Annotated in this window: 17 protein-coding genes; 12 read left to right on the top strand and 5 right to left on the bottom strand. The window is 59.8% G+C overall.

All coding sequences use genetic code 11. The annotated features are described in order from the left end of the window. Window positions 1–68 precede the first annotated feature (68 nt). Complete coding sequence (gene brnQ, locus ACUTQY_RS05555; RefSeq protein WP_046687774.1) at window positions 69–1391, top strand: branched-chain amino acid transport system II carrier protein; 1323 nt, start codon at window positions 69–71, stop codon at window positions 1389–1391. A gap of 69 nt (window positions 1392–1460) precedes the next feature. Here brnQ and tkt read toward each other — a convergent pair whose 3' ends face one another. The 3 genes from tkt to rpiB form a co-directional block, all read right to left on the bottom strand. Next, window positions 1461–3455 carry a transketolase gene (gene tkt, locus ACUTQY_RS05550; RefSeq protein ID WP_046687602.1) on the bottom strand — a complete coding sequence of 665 codons (1995 nt, stop codon included), beginning with the start codon at window positions 3453–3455 and terminating at the stop codon, window positions 1461–1463. A gap of 18 nt (window positions 3456–3473) precedes the next feature. Beyond that, window positions 3474–4424, bottom strand: a complete 951-nt coding sequence (gene tal, locus ACUTQY_RS05545; protein WP_016926754.1) for a transaldolase — start codon at window positions 4422–4424, stop codon at window positions 3474–3476. 193 nt (window positions 4425–4617) lie between these two features. Then, entirely contained in the window at window positions 4618–5076 is a 459-nt protein-coding gene (gene rpiB, locus ACUTQY_RS05540; RefSeq protein ID WP_033643988.1) for a ribose 5-phosphate isomerase B, read from the bottom strand. 318 nt (window positions 5077–5394) lie between these two features. Here rpiB and ACUTQY_RS05535 point away from each other — a divergent pair, with 318 nt between their 5' ends. The 6 genes from ACUTQY_RS05535 to ACUTQY_RS05510 all read left to right on the top strand — a co-directional run bounded on the left by ACUTQY_RS05535 (window position 5395) and on the right by ACUTQY_RS05510 (window position 11397). Continuing rightward, window positions 5395–6507 (top strand): MDR/zinc-dependent alcohol dehydrogenase-like family protein, encoded by a 1113-nt coding sequence (locus tag ACUTQY_RS05535; protein ID WP_033643987.1) that lies wholly within the window; start codon window positions 5395–5397, stop codon window positions 6505–6507. 66 nt (window positions 6508–6573) lie between these two features. Beyond that, complete coding sequence (locus tag ACUTQY_RS05530) at window positions 6574–7842, top strand: MFS transporter (RefSeq protein WP_342188147.1); 1269 nt, start codon at window positions 6574–6576, stop codon at window positions 7840–7842. 35 nt (window positions 7843–7877) lie between these two features. Further along, the gene (locus ACUTQY_RS05525) at window positions 7878–8648 is read left to right on the top strand and encodes an SDR family oxidoreductase (protein WP_046687601.1); all 771 of its coding nucleotides are present in this window, start codon (window positions 7878–7880) and stop codon (window positions 8646–8648) included. 29 nt (window positions 8649–8677) lie between these two features. Beyond that, on the top strand, window positions 8678–9679 hold the full coding sequence (locus ACUTQY_RS05520) for a dihydroxyacetone kinase subunit DhaK (RefSeq protein WP_015378693.1): 1002 nt from the start codon (window positions 8678–8680) through the stop codon (window positions 9677–9679). A gap of 3 nt (window positions 9680–9682) precedes the next feature. After that, window positions 9683–10339 (top strand): dihydroxyacetone kinase subunit DhaL, encoded by a 657-nt coding sequence (dhaL, locus tag ACUTQY_RS05515; protein WP_033643985.1) that lies wholly within the window; start codon window positions 9683–9685, stop codon window positions 10337–10339. Between the two features lie 95 nt (window positions 10340–10434). Further along, entirely contained in the window at window positions 10435–11397 is a 963-nt protein-coding gene (locus ACUTQY_RS05510) for a sugar-binding transcriptional regulator (protein WP_004936575.1), read from the top strand. Between the two features lie 65 nt (window positions 11398–11462). Here ACUTQY_RS05510 and ACUTQY_RS05505 read toward each other — a convergent pair whose 3' ends face one another. Then, on the bottom strand, window positions 11463–12056 hold the full coding sequence (locus tag ACUTQY_RS05505) for a lytic polysaccharide monooxygenase (RefSeq protein WP_033643984.1): 594 nt from the start codon (window positions 12054–12056) through the stop codon (window positions 11463–11465). Window positions 12057–12460: 404 nt separating this feature from the next. On the opposite strand from ACUTQY_RS05505, the gene ACUTQY_RS05500 reads away from it, so the two are divergent. Beyond that, window positions 12461–13402 carry a LysR family transcriptional regulator gene (locus ACUTQY_RS05500; protein ID WP_025303805.1) on the top strand — a complete coding sequence of 314 codons (942 nt, stop codon included), beginning with the start codon at window positions 12461–12463 and terminating at the stop codon, window positions 13400–13402. An 85-nt stretch (window positions 13403–13487) separates the two neighbouring features. Here ACUTQY_RS05500 and ACUTQY_RS05495 read toward each other — a convergent pair whose 3' ends face one another. Further along, window positions 13488–14987: a glycosyl hydrolase family 18 protein gene (locus ACUTQY_RS05495; RefSeq protein ID WP_033652572.1), complete on the bottom strand. Its 1500-nt coding sequence runs from the start codon at window positions 14985–14987 to the stop codon at window positions 13488–13490. A 293-nt stretch (window positions 14988–15280) separates the two neighbouring features. Between ACUTQY_RS05495 and ACUTQY_RS05490 the strand changes: the two genes are divergently transcribed. From ACUTQY_RS05490 to lysC, 4 genes are read left to right on the top strand one after another with little or no spacing between them, the layout of a single operon-like run. Continuing rightward, the gene (locus tag ACUTQY_RS05490) at window positions 15281–15607 is read left to right on the top strand and encodes a phage holin, lambda family (RefSeq protein WP_033643982.1); all 327 of its coding nucleotides are present in this window, start codon (window positions 15281–15283) and stop codon (window positions 15605–15607) included. Further along, complete coding sequence (locus ACUTQY_RS05485) at window positions 15597–15998, top strand: M15 family metallopeptidase (protein ID WP_033643981.1); 402 nt, start codon at window positions 15597–15599, stop codon at window positions 15996–15998. Before ACUTQY_RS05490 ends, ACUTQY_RS05485 begins: the two co-directional genes overlap by 11 nt. Continuing rightward, window positions 15995–16375, top strand: coding sequence for a DUF2570 family protein (locus ACUTQY_RS05480; protein WP_046687600.1), 381 nt, complete (start codon window positions 15995–15997; stop codon window positions 16373–16375). The genes ACUTQY_RS05485 and ACUTQY_RS05480 overlap by 4 nt, the downstream gene beginning before the upstream one ends. After that, window positions 16356–16529: an Rz1-like lysis system protein LysC gene (gene lysC / locus ACUTQY_RS05475; RefSeq protein WP_004936544.1), complete on the top strand. Its 174-nt coding sequence runs from the start codon at window positions 16356–16358 to the stop codon at window positions 16527–16529. Before ACUTQY_RS05480 ends, lysC begins: the two co-directional genes overlap by 20 nt. The last annotated feature ends 85 nt before the right edge of the window (window positions 16530–16614 follow it).

The raw sequence follows: 16614 nt of genomic DNA, 5'->3' as shown, positions 1-16614 counted from the left end.
TCCTTCTGCAGCGCTTCATTTCGCAGCCAGGCCGTTTATTTCATGAATACAGGCAGTGCCATACCGTTATGACCAAGAGTTTATCCCCGAAAGACATTATCGCCCTGGGCTTTATGACCTTCGCCCTGTTTGTCGGCGCCGGCAACATCATTTTCCCCCCTCTGGTGGGGCTGCAGTCCGGTGAACATCTGTGGCCGGCCGCACTCGGGTTTATGGTGACCGCCGTCGCTCTGCCGGTGATCGCCGTGATCGCGCTGGCGCGCGTCGGCGGCAGCATCAGCCTGCTGACCGGCCCCATCGGCCGCACCGCCGGCCTGCTGTTGGCGACCGTCTGCTATCTGGCGCTCGGCCCGCTGTTCGCCACCCCGCGAACCGCCAATGTTTCTTTCGCCCTCGGCATCGCGCCCTTCACCGGCAACGGCGCCCTGCCGCAGTTCATCTACAGCCTGCTGTTCTTTACCCTGGCGATGGTTGTGTCGCTGTATCCCGGCCGCTTGCTCGATAACGTCGGCCATATTCTGGCGCCGCTGAAAATTCTGGCGCTGGCCGCGCTCGGCATCGCCGCCCTGGTGTGGCCCGCCGGTGCGCCGGTCTCCGCCGTCGGCAGCTATCAGGCAGCGGCGTTTTCCACCGGCTTCGTGCAGGGTTATCAAACCATGGACACGCTGTCGGCGCTGATGTTCGGCTCGATTATCGTCACCGCCGCCCGCTCACGCGGCGTCAGCGACAGCGGCCTGCTGCTGCGCTACACCCTGTGGGCCAGCCTGATCGCCGGCGTCGGCCTGACGCTGGTCTATATCTGCATGTTCAAGCTCGGCGCCGGCAGCGGCAGCCTGGTCGGCAGCGGTGCTCAGGATGGCGCGGCAATCCTGCACGCCTATGTGCAGCACACCTTCGGCGATCTGGGCAGCGTCTTTATGGCGGTGCTGATGTTCATCGCTTGCCTGGTGACGGCGGTCGGCATGACCTGTGCCTGCGCGGACTTCTTCTCTCGCTACCTGCCGCTTTCTTATCGCGCGCTGGTGGTCATCCTCGCCCTCTTCGCCATGCTGGTTTCCAACATGGGGCTGGCCAATCTGATCCGCGTCTCACTGCCTGTACTGACGGCGATCTACCCGCCTTGCATCGCGCTGGTGTTGCTCAGCTTCAGCCAGAACCGCTGGCGCAGCGCCAGACGCGTCTTCGCGCCGGTGATCGCTACCAGCCTGGTGTTCGGCCTGGCCGATGGCCTGAAGGCTTCAAGCTTCAGCGGCCTGCTGCCCGCCTGGTTCGATAAGCTGCCGCTGGCCGAGCAGGGTCTGGTCTGGCTGCAGCCTACGCTGTTGGTGCTGTTGCTGGCGGCGGCTTACGACCGGTTGCGCAGCGCCGAAAGCGTCAAGGCCGCGTCGTAATCGCGATTTCCGCCCATAAAAAAAGCCGGTCATGATGACCGGCTTTTTTATCGGCTTGCACCCGGCGGCTTACTTCAGCAGCGCCTGCGCCTTGGCCACCACGTTGTCCACGGTGAAGCCGAACTCGGCGAACAGCTGCTCCGCCGGCGCCGACTCACCGAAGGTGGTCATGCCCACGATAGCGCCGTTCAGGCCCACGTACTTGTACCAGTAGTCCGCGATACCCGCTTCCACCGCCACGCGCGCCGTTACCGCCGCCGGCAGCACCGACTCGCGGTACGCCGCATCCTGCTTGTCGAACGCGTCGGTCGACGGCATCGACACCACGCGCACCTTGCGGCCCGCCGCGGTCAGTTTGTCCGCCGCCTCCACCGTGATACCCACTTCGGAGCCGGTGGCAATCAGGATAACGTCCGGCGTGCCCGCGCAGTCTTTCAGCACGTAGCCGCCGCGGTACACGTTCGCCAGCTGCTCTGCGGTGCGCGGCTGCTGGGTCAGGTTCTGGCGCGAGAACACCAGCGTGGTCGGGCCGTCGTTGCGCTCGATGCCGTACTGCCACGCCACCGCCGATTCCACCTGGTCACACGGGCGCCAGGTGCTCATGTTCGGGGTCACGCGCAGGCTCGCCAGCTGCTCCACCGGCTGGTGGGTCGGGCCGTCTTCGCCCAGACCGATGGAGTCGTGGGTGTAGACGAACACGTTGCGCAGCTTCATCAGCGCCGCCATGCGCACCGCGTTGCGGGCGTATTCCACGAACATCAGGAAGGTCGCCGAGTACGGCAGGAAGCCGCCGTGCAGCGCGATGCCGTTGGTGATGGCGGTCATGCCGAACTCGCGCACGCCGTAATGAATGTAGTTGCCCGCCGGGTCAACGTTCAGCGCTTTCGAACCGGACCACATGGTCAGGTTGCTCGGCGCCAGGTCGGCGGAGCCGCCCAGGAACTCCGGCAGCACCTTGCCGAACGCTTCCAGCGCGTTCTGCGACGCCTTGCGGCTGGCGATGTTGGCCGGGTTGGCCTGCAGTTTTTCCACGAACGCTTTGGCGTCGGCTTTCCAGTCGGCCGGCAGCTCGCCGTTCATGCGGCGCTTGAACTCGGCAGCCTGCTCCGGGAAAGCTTTGGCGTAGGCGGCGAACTTGTCGTTCCAGGCCGCTTCTTTAGCCTGACCGGCTTCTTTGGCGTCCCACTGGGCGTAGATGTCCTGCGGGATTTCAAAGGCGGCGTATTTCCAGCCCAGCGCTTCGCGGGTGGCGGCCACTTCGGCGGCGCCCAGCGCAGCGCCGTGCACGTCATGGGTGCCGGCCTTGTTCGGCGAACCGAAGCCGATAACGGTCTTGCACATCAGCAGCGACGGCTTGTCGGTCACCTTGCGGGCTGCTTCAATCGCGGCCTTGATGGCGTCCGGGTTGTGGCCGTCGACGTTGCGCACCACGTGCCAGCCGTAGGCTTCGAAACGCAGGGCGGTGTCGTCGGTGAACCAGCCGTCGACGTGACCGTCGATGGAGATGCCGTTGTCATCGTAGAAGGCGGTCAGCTTGCCGAGCTTGAGGGTGCCGGCCAGGGAGCAGACTTCGTGCGAGATGCCTTCCATCATGCAGCCGTCGCCCATGAAGGCGTAGGTGTGGTGGTCGACGATGTCGTGGCCCGGGCGGTTGAACTGCGCCGCCAGGGTGCGTTCGGCGATGGCGAAGCCGACGGCGTTGGCGATGCCCTGGCCCAGCGGGCCGGTGGTGGTCTCAACGCCCGGGGTGTAGCCGTACTCCGGGTGGCCTGGGGTTTTGGAGTGCAGCTGACGGAAGTTTTCCAGCTCGCGCATCGGCAGGTCGTAGCCGGTGAGGTGCAGGAGGCTGTAAATCAACATGGAGCCGTGGCCGTTGGAGAGCACGAAACGGTCGCGGTCAGCCCAGTGCGGGTTAGTCGGGTTGTGGTTGAGGTAGTCGCGCCACAGGACTTCGGCGATGTCCGCCATGCCCATAGGGGCCCCCGGGTGGCCGGAATTTGCTTTTTGTACGGCGTCCATGCTGAGTGCGCGGATGGCGTTGGCAAGCTCTTTACGAGAAGACATAACGAAACTCCAGTGCGATTACAGTTGAGCGGCCAACATGTCTTCCAGCTTCTGCTGGTCGACGGCGAACAGGCGGATGCCTTCGGCGAGTTTTTCCACCGCCATGGCGTCCTGATTGTGCAGCCAGCGGAACTCCGCTTCGGCCAGCGGGGCAGGTTGGTGGAAGCCCTCGGTCGACGGGGTCAGCTTGCGTTCGACCGGCTGCTCGCTGTTTTTCAGCTGCTCCAGCAGGTTCGGCGCGATGGTCAGGCGATCGCAGCCGGCCAGCGCCAGGATCTGCTCAACTTTGCGGAAGCTGGCGCCCATGATCACCGTCTGGTAACGATGACGCTTGTAGTATTCATAGATGGTGCGCACCGATTTCACGCCCGGATCCTGATCGGCGTCGTAGTCGGCGGCAGGCTGTTTAGCCTGGTACCAGTCATAGATGCGGCCGACGAACGGCGAGATCAGATACACGCCGGCTTCGGCGCAGGCGCGGGCCTGAGCGAAGGAGAACAGCAGCGTCAGGTTGGTGTTGATGCCTTCTTTTTCCAGCTCTTCGGCGGCTTTGATGCCTTCCCAGGTGGAAGCCAGCTTGATCAGGATGCGCGATTTGTCGATGCCCTGTTCCTGATACATGCCGATCAGTTTGCGCGCTTTGGCGACGCACATGCCGCGGTCGAACGACAGGCGGGCGTCCACTTCGGTGGATATGCGGCCCGGCACGCTTTTGAGGATCTCGACACCGATGTTGACTGCCAGTTTATCGCTGGCGTTGATCAGCTGGGTTTCCTTGCTGCCGCCCTGGCGGCGGGCATACTCCAGCGCTTCGGTGATCAGCGCTTTGTACTGCGGCAGCGCGGCGGCTTTCAGGATCAGCGAAGGGTTGGTGGTGGCGTCCTGGGGTTCGAACTGGCGGATGGATTCGATATCGCCGCTGTCGGCGACCACCGTGGTCAGCTGCTTGAGTGCGTCTAATTGATTCATTGATAAGCTCCTTGACCAAGCTCAACGTAGGGAAATGAGAACCTTTTTCATCATAGGGGGAACACACTGCATCATCGGATCGAGAATGAAAATGCGCTTTTTCTGATTGTTGCGATGGATAATAACAATGAATGACGAATAAACCCAGGCGGAGCGCGGCTTGCGCGCGACCGCCATCGAGACTGCAGGCGATTTAACGCCGACCGACCGCGTTTTCGTAATAGCCGATCCGCTCGACTTTCGGCGCCGATCCTCCCCCTTCAAACTCCGATTCCAGCCAGGCATCGACGATGGTTTTCGCCAGTTCGGCGCCGATGACCCGCGCGCCCAGCGTGATGATCTGCGCATCATTGCTTTTGCGCGCCCGTTGGGCGGAGTAGGTATCGTGACATTGCGCCGCGCGAATGCCGGGCACTTTATTGGCCACGATGCTCATACCGATGCCGGTGCCGCACAGCAGGATCCCCCGCCGATGTTTTTCCTCCCGTATCGCCTGCGCGACGCGATAGGCGATATCGGGATAGATCCCCGTTTCTGCGGTGCGATCCGTCGTGTAGTCAATGACGGGAATGTCCCGTCGTTGCAGGTGGGCGACGATCAGATCCTTCAGTTCAATGGCGGCATCGTCGGCGCCGATGGCGATAGGCAGCATAGCGGTCTCCTGATTGGTAACGAAAAGGGCGGCGATCCTCGGTGGCGCCACGTTCATTACCGTATCCCTGTTTAATCAAATGTTCAATTGGTGTTCTTTTGTTTTTTGCCTGATTTTTCTGTTCCTCCCTTTAAAAGGTGACGACCGTCACTAAAAAAGAGGTTTTAATCGTTATTTATCCTCATGCAGACGGGTTTTTGAGCGATATCACAGTTTGGCAAGTTCTCTGTGGGCAAATTGAACGCGTGACGCTAGTGTTCATTTGTTCTTTGTTTGTGTTATTGATCATAAAGAGTCACCCTACCAGAGGAGAGTGCTATGTGTCAGACCTGCATGACAGAGGCGAAAATGGCGGACGGTATCCCCGAGATCATGAAGGCGGTTGTGGCGTACGCCCCGAAAGATTACCGCCTGGAACAGGTGCCGGTACCGAAGATCGGCCCGAAAGAGATCCTGGTGAAGATCGAGGCCTGCGGCATCTGCGCCGGCGATGTTAAAGCGTTCGAAGGGGCGCCCAGCTTCTGGGGCGATGAAAAACAACCGGCATACATCAAGGCGCCGATGATCCCCGGTCATGAGTTTATCGGCCACGTGGTGGGATACGGCGAAGGCGTCGAGGGCTTCAATCTCGGCGATCGGGTGATATCAGAACAGATCGTTCCCTGTTGGCAATGCCGCTTCTGCAACCGCGGCCAGTATTGGATGTGCGAAAAGCATGACCTGTACGGTTTCCAGAAAAACGTCAATGGCGGCATGGCCGAGTACATGAAGTTCACCAAAGAGGCGATTAACTATCACGTACCGGCCGATCTGCCGATCGAAAAAGCCATTCTGATCGAACCCTATGCTTGCTCCTTCCATGCGGTGCAACGCGCCAATATCAAACTGGGCGATGTCGTGGTGCTGGCCGGCGCCGGCACCCTGGGGCTGGGCATGATCGGGGCGATCAAAAAGTCCGGGCCCTCGAAGCTGGTGGTGCTGGATCTGTCCGACGAGCGTCTGGCGCTGGCGAAGCGCTTCGGCGCGGATGTGACGCTGAACCCGACCCGTGACGACGTGCCCGCGGCGGTTAAAGCGATGACCGACGGCTACGGCTGCGACATCTACATCGAGGCGACCGGCGCCCAAAAGTCCGTGGAACAGGGCCTGACGCTGATCCGCAAGCTCGGCACCTTCGTGGAATTTTCCGTGTTCAAGGATCCGGTGACCGTCGACTGGAGCATCATCAGCGACCGCAAAGAGCTGGACGTGCTCGGTTCGCACCTCGGCCCTTACTGCTACCCGCTGGTGATCGAAGGCATCGCCAATGGCGATCTGCCGACCGAAGGCGTGGTGACGCATACGCTGCCGCTGGAACAGTTCGCCGAGGGCTTCGAGCTGATGAAGCGCGGCATCGGTTCAATCAAAGTGGTGCTTAATCCAAACCTCTGAAACCTGCATCGTTCTTCGGGTGCGGGCGTGCCTGCGCCTCCATAATCACATGTGCTGGGGTGTTCTATGTTGCATGGACTGATTCATCGCATTGGTCTGTCACCGAAACTGCTGCTGGGCTATGCCGGCGTGTTGGTGTTCATGATGGGCGAAGGGCTGGAACAAGGATGGCTGTCGCCTTATTTGATCGGCAAGGGGCTGAGCATTCAGGAATCGGCGCTGCTGTTCAGCGTTTATGGCTTTGCGGCCGCGATCGCCGCCTGGTTTTCCGGCGTGCTGGCGGAAATCTTTACCGCCCGGCGGGTGATGTTGGCCGGCCTGCTGCTGTTTCTGTTCGGTTCGGTGTGCTTTTTGACGTTCGGCCTGCCGAGCAACAACCTGGCGATCATGGTGCCGACCTATGCGCTGCGCGGCTTGGGTTATCCGTTGTTCGCCTACGGTTTTCTGGTGTGGGTGGCGTATGAGGCGCCGCCGGAAAGGCTGGGGTCGGCGGTGGGGATTTTCTGGTTCGTCTACAGCGGCGGCCTCAGCGTGCTGGGCGTGCTGTATTCCAGCATCATGCTGCCTTATCTCGGCGAGATCCACACGCTGTGGAGCGCGCTGATTTTCGTCGTGCTGGGCGCGGTGATTGCGCTGATGCTCAATCGCGACGACGGCGCGGCACAGAGCGGCAACCGGGAAAAAGCGTCGCTGGGTTACGTCTTGAAAGGCATCACCATCGCGTTTGAAAACCCGAAGATCGGCCTGGGCGGCATCGTGCGCACCATTAATACCTCTGCGGCATACGGCTTCGTCGTATTCATGCCCATGTACATGATGGATATGGGGTTCACCCGCACGCAGTGGCTGCAGATGTACGCCGCGCTGTGGACGGTCAACATCATTTTCAACCTGATTTTCGGCGTGATCAGCGACGGTCTCGGCTGGCGCAATGTGGTGATGTGGTTCGGCTGCGTCGGCTGCGCCTTGACCACGCTGATGTTCTACTACGTGCCGCAATTCTTCGGCGCCAACTACCTGCTGACCGTTTGCGCCGCCGGTTTGTTCGGCGCCTGCCTGGCGGCGTTCGTGCCGCTGTCGGCCATCATGCCGTCGCTGGCGCCGGACAATAAGGGCGCGGCGATGTCGATTCTCAATCTGGGCGCCGGCCTGAGCACCTTTGTCGGCCCGGCGGTGGTGGGGCTGTTTATCGGCAGTCTCGGCACCGTTGGCGTGATCTGGATCTTTACCGGCTTGTACCTGTTCAGCGGCGTGCTGATGAAATTTGTCACGCTGCCGAAAGAAAGCGCGACGGCGCAGGAAGAACGCGGCGCGAGTTTGGCGAAAATATCCTGACCGAGGGTGAAGTTCACAGTTTTAAGGGGAAATATATGATTAATCATCAAACTACGGCGCCGCGCGAGCTCTCGCTACAGGGCAAGGTGGCGCTGATTACCGGCGGCGCTGCGGGGATCGGCCTCGCTATCGCCGAACGCTATCTGCAAAACGGCGCGCGCGTGGCGCTGCTCGATCGTGCGCCGCAGGTTGCGGAAGTGGCACGACAGTTGGACGCCGAGGCGGCGCTGGGCGTCGTGGCCGACGTCACCGATGCCGCGTCGGTGGAGCGGGCGGTGGCGCAGATTGAGGCGCATTTCGGGCGGCTGGACGTGCTGGTCAACAGCGCCGGCATCGTCGCGCTGCATCCCGCTGAGGAACTGCCGGAAGCGGCGTGGGATGCAACCCTGGCGGTCAATCTGAAAGGCGTGTTTCTCACCTGCCAGGCGGTGGGTCGCCGTTTCATTCGCCAGCGCGGCGGCAGCATCATCAATCTCGCCTCGCAGGCCGGGGTGGTGGCATTGCCGAATCACCTGGCCTATTGCGCCAGCAAAGCGGGCGTTATCGGGTTGACCCAGGTGCTGGCGCTGGAGTGGGGGCCACACAACGTGCGGGTCAACGCCATTTCACCCACCGTGGTTTTGACGGAGCTGGGGCGCAAAGCCTGGTCTGGCGAGGTGGCTGAGCAGATGAAGCAGAAAATTCCGCTGCGGCGCTTTGCTGAGCCGCAAGATATCGCCGCCAGCGCCCTGTTTTTGGCCGGTGACGCGGCGGCGATGATCACCGGCGCCAACCTGGTGGTCGACGGCGGTTACACCATTCAATAATTTCTTATTCAGGCGACAGAGAGGCCGCGATGAACAGAATCATTAACGATCCCGATCACGTAGTGGAAGACGCCATTCAGGGCTATAGGCTGGCCCACCCGGACTATTACGCCGCCACTGACAATGCGCGGGTGTTGAAATATCCGCCGGCGCCGATCGCCGGCAAAGTGGGCATCGTCACCGGCGGCGGTTCCGGCCATGAGCCGGCGTTTCTGGGGTATGTCGGCAAAAACATGCTGGATGCCGTCGCAATTGGCGAGATTTTTTCATCGCCTACGGCGGGGGCTTTTCTCGACGCGTTCAAGGCGGCGGACAGCGGTGCGGGCGTCGCTTGCCTGTACGGCAACTACGCCGGCGACAACATGAACGTCAAGATGGCGATCAAGAAGGCCACGGCGGCCGGCATACGGGTGAAAACCGTGGTGGCCAACGATGACGTCGCCTCGGCGCCGGCCAGTGAGATCGATAAACGGCGCGGCGTGGCCGGAGAAATTCTGATGTGGAAGGTCGGCGCGGCGGCGGCGGCCAAGGGATACGATCTGGACGGCGTGATCGGCGCGGCGCAAAAAGCCATCGACCGGTGTCGTTCGATCGGCGTCGGCCTCAGTTCCTGCACCATTCCCGCGGTCGGCAAACCCAATTTTCATATCGAAGACGGCAAGATGGAGATCGGCATTGGCCATCACGGCGAACCGGGCATTGAGGTGTCGCCGATCCAGTCGGCGTCGGCGATGGCCGGCACCATGCTCGATTTCGTGCTCAACGACATGCCGCTGGAACAGGGGCAGGAGGTGGCGTTGCTGATCTCCGGGCTTGGCGCCACGCCGGTGATGGAGCTGTATATCTATTATGCCGAAATAGAGCGTCGGTTGACGGCGAAAGGCGTGCGGGTGCATCGGCGCTACGTCGGCAATTACTTCACGTCGCTGGAAATGATGGGCGTGACGCTGACGCTGATGACGCTGGATGACGAACTGAAAACGCTGCTGGACATGCCGGCGCAATCTTTAGGCTTAACCCAGGTGGAGTGAATCATGACGGAACAAATTTCAACCCGGTACGGCAGTGAGATCGTTACGGGGCTGATAGAAACCATTGTCAGCAACCGCGAATACCTGAGCGAAATCGACGGCGCCATCGGCGACGGTGACCACGGCATTAACATGTCGAAGGGATTCGCGATGTGCGGCGATGCCATTCGCGGCCGCGAGCTCACGTTGGCGCAGGCGTTCGATGCGGTTTCCGATGCGCTGATGGAGGGCATCGGCGGTTCGATGGGGCCGCTGTACGGCAGCCTGTTCATGGGCATGGCGGAGAGCGTGCGCGAGCGCAGCGTGCTGGATAAGCAGGCATTTTTGGCGATGTTGCACGGCGGTTTGCGCGAACTGCAGGACATCAGCAGCGCGGGCGTAGGGGACAAGTGTCTGATGGATACGCTGATACCGGCGGTAGCGGCGTTTGAGCAGGCGGCGGGGCGCGGTGACGACTTCGCCGCTGCGCTGGAACAGATGAGGATCGCCGCGGCGCGCGGGCGCGATTCCACGCGCGAGCTGGTGGCGAAAATCGGCCGCGCCAGCCGTCTGGGCGAGCGTTCGCGCGGCGTACTGGACGCCGGCGCGGTATCTTGCTGCCTGCTCTTGACCCGATTGGCGGACGAGGTGGAGCAACGACTGAATACCGTTGCCGCCTGAACGCGTTATACTAGCGGGCATTCAGCATTGTCGGAGGGGCGTGTATCGTCCCTCCGCCATGATTAACCGGCCTGCCGTGGGGAAACGTCTAACGGATGGAAAAACAAACTGTGTCCCAGGATAACGAACTGCTGACCGAAATCGCCGTTGCTTATTATCAGGATGAGATCACGCAGGAAGAGATCGCCAAAAAGTTCGGCATCTCACGGATCAAAGTCGGTCGTTTGCTCAAGCGCGCCAAGGAAGAAGGCATCGTCGAGATCAACGTGCGTTATCACCCGGTGTTCAGCACCCGGCTGGAACAGCAGATGATGGAACGTTTTCCCATCAGCCGCGCGCTGATCGCGCTCGATCATCAGGACGAAGAGGAACAGCGTCGGCAAGTGGCGGCGCTGGTGTCCAACTACCTGGCGATGTCGCTGAAAGACGATATGGTGTTGGCGGTCGGGCAGGGACGCAACGTGGCGGCGATCGCCGATCACGTCGGCAGCGTGACGGAGCGCAACTGCAAGTTCATCTGCGGCATCGGCGGCACCCACCGTCCGGGCGATGCGATCAACGCCGACCATATCAGCCGGCGTCTGGCGAAGAAGTTCGGCGGCAGCAGCGAGACGCTCTATGCGCCGGCCTACGTCGAAAATCGCGCGTTGAAAGACGCCTTCATGCAGAACGGCACGATCAAGGAAACGTTGGATCGCGCGCGTAAGGCCGATGTGGCGTTAGTCGGCATTGGCGACATGAATGAAAACAGTTATATGGTGAAATTGGGGTGGTTTACGCCGCACGAGATTATCGACGCCAGCCTTAATCAGGGCGTGATCGGCGACATCGCCGGCTATGACTTTTTCAATGCCCAGGGGCAGCATGTCGATACGGTGATGAATGACCGTGTGATTGGGCTGAGCATTGATGAGCTGCGCAAAATTCCGTGCGTGATCGCCATTGCCTCCGAGAATACCAAGGCGCTGGCGATTTTGGGCGCGTTGCGCACCGGCGCCATCGACATTATCGCCACCAGCGCGCTCAATGTGCGCACTATCCTCAACATGTCGCAATAGCGGCACCCGCAAAAAAGGGTTCAGCGCCAGGCTGAACCCTCCAGAGACATCCCCCTTTTGACGGATCAGTGGCTGAGGTTGACGTCAATCGCCTGATAGAAGGCGTTGGCGGTGTCGGCTATGTCCCACACGGCAAGGATCACGTGCGAACCGCTGCGATCTGCCGGTATGTTGCACTGGTGGGTGACCTGCGCGGCAGGGATGGCGCCGCCGTCGTTGAACTGGCAGAACGGCGTCAGGTCAAAGGAAGCGCGGGTCAGCGGTTGAGAAGCGTCCCAGTTCGGCTTGGTGATGAAATAGCGCCAGCTGGTGGTGCTGTGACGCGCGGTCAGCTTCCAGGTAAAGGAGTTCGGGCCGGTTTTCAGGTTGAGCTTGTTCCAGCGCGTCGGCGTTTGCTGATCCAGTTCGAAGAAGGTGGACTTGTTGGCGCTGGCGATATGGCCGTCAACCGGGCCGGCCTGCGGGAAGCCTTTCAGGCCTTCGACGCTCTGCGGTTCGTACTGCACGCTGCCGCACTGGGTGTTGAGCTGCAGTTTGCACTGGTAGGCGCGGCTGGCCGGCGACTCGACATAACCGTGAGCATTCGCCTGTTGCGAAACGCCGAACATGGCCGCGCTCAGCAGGCCCAGAGAGAGCAGGGTACGGGAAGTTTTGTTCATAAGTCACTCCTGACTGAAATTATGTTGTAAGTTGAGCGTATTTCACCGACAAAATGAGAGACTAATAACGCAATTAGAAATAACCCTTCTTGTCGGCTTGTTTTATTTTTATCATTCTGGTCGTGCGATAGAGCGGAATGTTTTAACGGCTATTAACGAAAATTATTATGATGACGATCTTTGATCGTTAGGCTGAATTTATTTAACTGTCGCTGTGTAAAAGTAGGGCGCTATGATGAATTTTATATCAGGTCGTGATGAATAGTATTTAAGATAGCGCTCTCATTTATGAAGTATATTGCTTGTTGCTATGAGTACCCTTGTTCGATTTGATCGATTTTTGTGCGCCACCACCTTGGGAATTTAGTGTCATTTTTCTTATTTTATTTTAAAGAGGAATTTGTATGACTAGATTATCCCTGGACGCGATTAAAATAATCAGCACCATCAAGAGCACCGGTTCTTTCTCTATGGCGGCGGAGGCGCTGCATAAAACGCCTTCGGCGATCTCTTATCGGGTTTCCAATATTGAAAGCAAACTCTGCGTGAAACTTTTTCATCGCAATGGCCCCATGATTACCCTGACGGATGAAGGGGAATTTCTCCTGCAGGAAGGCAGCTGGATATTAAATGCGGTGCAGGATCTGGAAAGCCGGGTGCGCAACATCCCCAAGCTGGACAATAATATCCGCCTGGCGGTAGACACCTTCTTCCCGTTGGAAACCCTGACGCAGGATATCCGCGACTATATTCAGCATTGCCCGAACGCCAGTATCTCGGTGCAGCGAGAAGCGTTGAACGGCACCTGGGATGCGCTGAAGAACAACCGGGCGGATCTGATCATCGCCATTGGCCAAATTCCCGACAGCGTGCAGGCCAAAACCCTGATGCTCGGCAAGCTCAACTTTGTGCTGTGCGTGTCGCCTTCGCACCCGTTCGCGGCGCAGAGAAAGCCGGTGTGCAAGAAACAGCGGTTGAACGACATCGTGGTGGTGATCGCCGACAGCAGCCATGAGCTGCCCAAGCGTAATCACGGCACGCTGCCCTTGCAGCGTCAGTTGGTGGTATGCGACGTGGAAAGCAACCTGGCGCTGCTCAAACGCGGCATCGGCCACGCTTTTCTGCCGCCTGCTTTGATCGAAAAGGAATTGGCCAGCGGCGAACTGGTGACGGTGCCGGTAGAGATGCAAAAGGGCGACGAAATGATTTGGCTGGCGTGGCACCCGGCCAGCAAGGGCGCCGGGTTTAACTGGTGGCATGAGCGGCTGACGCGCAAAAGCGATGTCTACAGCCTGATGGGCCGCGAAGTGGTGCGGGATGGCGGTTATCCTTGGTGCCACAACTGAAGGAATAGAGACGAAGGGACGCGAAAATCAAACGGTTAACTCAATGAAAACCCCGCAGCATTCGGCTACGGGGTTTTTTTACGGCTTACGCCACGCGGCCCACCTTCAGCCAGGCGCCGTCAGAACCGGGCGCCGAGGTGATGTAACCCCATTTGGTCTGCCAGACGTAACCCTGGTAGGACACCAGCGCGCCCTGCGCGTAAGTGGTGCCCGGCACATAAGCCGGCGCGGTCATGATCGGCAGGTTGCCGGGGCCGACGCCGGTGTAGCGCAGCCCGGTGCCCATATCCAGCTGGCTGTCGTCGTAGTCCGCGGCGTTGAAATAGCGATCCAGCGAGGCCAGCAGATCGCCGTTGCGGTTGTCTTGCCCCAGATGCCAGAACATCACGCCGCCCAACTGCTGCTGCTTGATGTATTTCGCTTTGTATTTGAAGCTCTCGGCATCGTCATAGGTGACGAACAGCCCTTTCTGCGCATGATACAGGTAAGGCGTTTTGGTCTTGTCGTTCCACAGCCGCTGATAGCCGTAGTTGCCCAGCAGCATCTGCTCCAGTTGGCGATAGGAGGCGATGCGCGGATCCTTGTCGCGCACGCACTCTTCGCAGCCCACCAGCCAGTAATCGGTGTTCGGGTACGGATCTTCGCCCGGCGTGCTGTGGCTGCTGTATTGCCCGCCGTTGCCGCCGCTGACGCCCTTGAAGGCGCGGCCGTAGAAGGGCACGCCCATCACGATTTTGGCGCTCGGCACGCCTTCCATCATCAGGTGTTGCTGCACCGCGGCGTCGACCGTCAGGCTGAACGGGCTGGGGAAGGCGCGGGTCAGCTCTTCCCAGCTCCAGCCCAGGTTGGCTTCGCGCAGCGCATTGTAGAAGGTCGGCCCGGCCGCATCGCCGAACAGCGCCGCCTGGTGGTTGGTTACCTTCTCCCAGGGGCCGGCCAGATCGTAGGTCATGAGGTTGATGTAATCGAGCGGCGCGACGATCTGCGCCAGCTTGCTGTAATAGCGCGACAGGAAGAAGGCGCCGCCGGCGCCGGCGATGGTCAACTGGTACGGCAACGCCTGGCGGCCGTCGGCGACGGTTTGCTGGTTCAGCAGGGTGCGGATCTCTTGCAGCGCGGCGATGAAACCGTCCACTTCCGAGGCTTGCGGGTACTCCCAGTCGATGTCCACGCCGTCGAAGCCGTAATCCTTCATGATGCGCACGCAGGATTGGGCGAACTTGGCGCGCGACGCCGGGGTTTTCACCGCGTTGACGTAGTTGGCGTGCGACACGCCCAGATCGTTGGAGTAGTACCAGCCGCCGATGGAGAACATGATGCGCAAGCTGGGGTTGTGCGCTTTGAGCGCGGTCAGACGGTTGACCACATCGCGCGCCTTGGCGTCGTTGGTGGCCGGATCCCAGGCGCATTCCAGATTGCTGTTGATATCCAGGAACGAGAAGTTAATGTGCGTCAGCTGTTTGGCTTTGGCCGGCGTGATGTTGGAAACCGGGAACGGCACGACAGACGTATCGGTCTCGGTGTAATTATTGATTTGGTTGGTCGGAATAAAATAATACCCAATAACGGCTTTACGTGTGGACATGGCATTTCTCCAGAATGGATGTTTTTCGATGGGGAAATATTTCCCGTTGCCATTAATGTTTATTTTTCGCAGAAATAACAGTCGAAACAAATCACGATAAGAATGAATTTTTTATTCACTGCCGCCTGCCTTGGCGTTTATGTGTTGTGCCAGCATTCAGCATGAATGAATTCGACTATAGGGCCTGTATTTATTCATTTGCTTTGTAATAGCATCCTTAACTAGATTCTGAGTATCCGATGTCCCACCGGCCGTGATTGGCATTTAATTAAAAATAAAAAAGGAGATGAGCTATGTCCAGCATAGAGCCTGACGCTGTTGGCTTAATAGTCCAGCGAGTATGTGAATATCTTCAGCCGGTATTGAACGCCATTCTGGCCGGCGTGATGGCGCTATTACACGGCGCCTATCGCAACGTGGGTATTCGGCGACGTTTATTGAATGCGGCGATGTGCGCGTTATTGGCCTGGACGGTGCGCGATGCGCTGGCGTTGATGGGCCTGGAATTAAACTGGGCGAATTTGGCCAGCGTATTGATTGGCTTTATGGGGGCGGATTACATCAACGCCTTAATTAAAAAATTCATCGGCAAAAAAACGGGGTTTAAAAATGTTAAATGACATCGAAGAGATTCGCTTTACCGCCCGCAGCGAAGAGAACCTGCGCGGCGTGCATCCGGATCTGGTGCGCGTTATTCGTCTGGCGCTGCGCTATTCCCTGGTGCCGTTTTCCGTCAGCGAGGGGCTGCGCAGCATGGCGCGCCAGCGGGAAATGGTGCGCGCCGGCAACAGCCAAACGCTGCGCAGCCGCCATCTGACCGGACACGCGGTGGACGTGGTGGCGATGCCGGCGGGCGTGGTCTCCTGGGAGTGGGATTACTACGCGCAAATTGCGGTGGCGGTGCGGCGCGCGGCGCGTGAATGCGGCATCAACGTCGAATGGGGCGGCGAATGGAAGACCCTCAAGGACGGCCCGCACTTCCAGCTGCCGTTTCGGGACTATCCGGCATGAGCGGCTGGCTGCAAAAACTGATGCAGGGCGGGTTGCTGCTGCTGTTGCTGGCGGCCATCTGCCTCGGCGGCTACAGCGCGTTGCTGTCGCATCAGTTGGTGTCCGCGCGGCAACAGGCGGCGGAATTGCAAAAAAGCCTGGCGCAGCAGGCGGGGCTGATCGCCACCCTGCAGACCCAGGATGCGCAAAATCGTGCGCTGATGGCGGCGCAGCAGCGGCAGGAACAGCAGCTGCGCCAACAACACGAGGCTTATCAGAGGAAATACCGTGAAGCGATTAAAAACGATCCCTGCGCCGCTCAGCCTCTGCCTGGCGCTGTGCTTGAGCTCCTGCGCCCGGCCGCCGGCGCCGCAGGCCGTGCCGCTGTTGCCCCCTGAGTCGGTATTTGCTCCCTGTGAGCAGCCGCAGTTGCAGGGGGAGACCTGGGGCGATGCGGTAAGCTATGCCCTGGCGTTACAAACCTCGTTACACATTTGCGCCGGCCAGGTGGAGACGCTCAACGCCTGGCGCGCCACGCTGCCGCCGCGCTGACGGCGGCGCTTGTCTGACTTGTCCCGCAGGCCTTCTTTTTTTACTTTTAAAACGGTCTTTCGACCAAGGTTATGGCGCGCTTCAA

This window comes from Serratia sp. TSA_130.1, from assembly GCF_052691795.1.
Note: the sequence above shows the minus strand (reverse complement) of the source record. Positions and strands in the feature narration are given on the sequence as shown.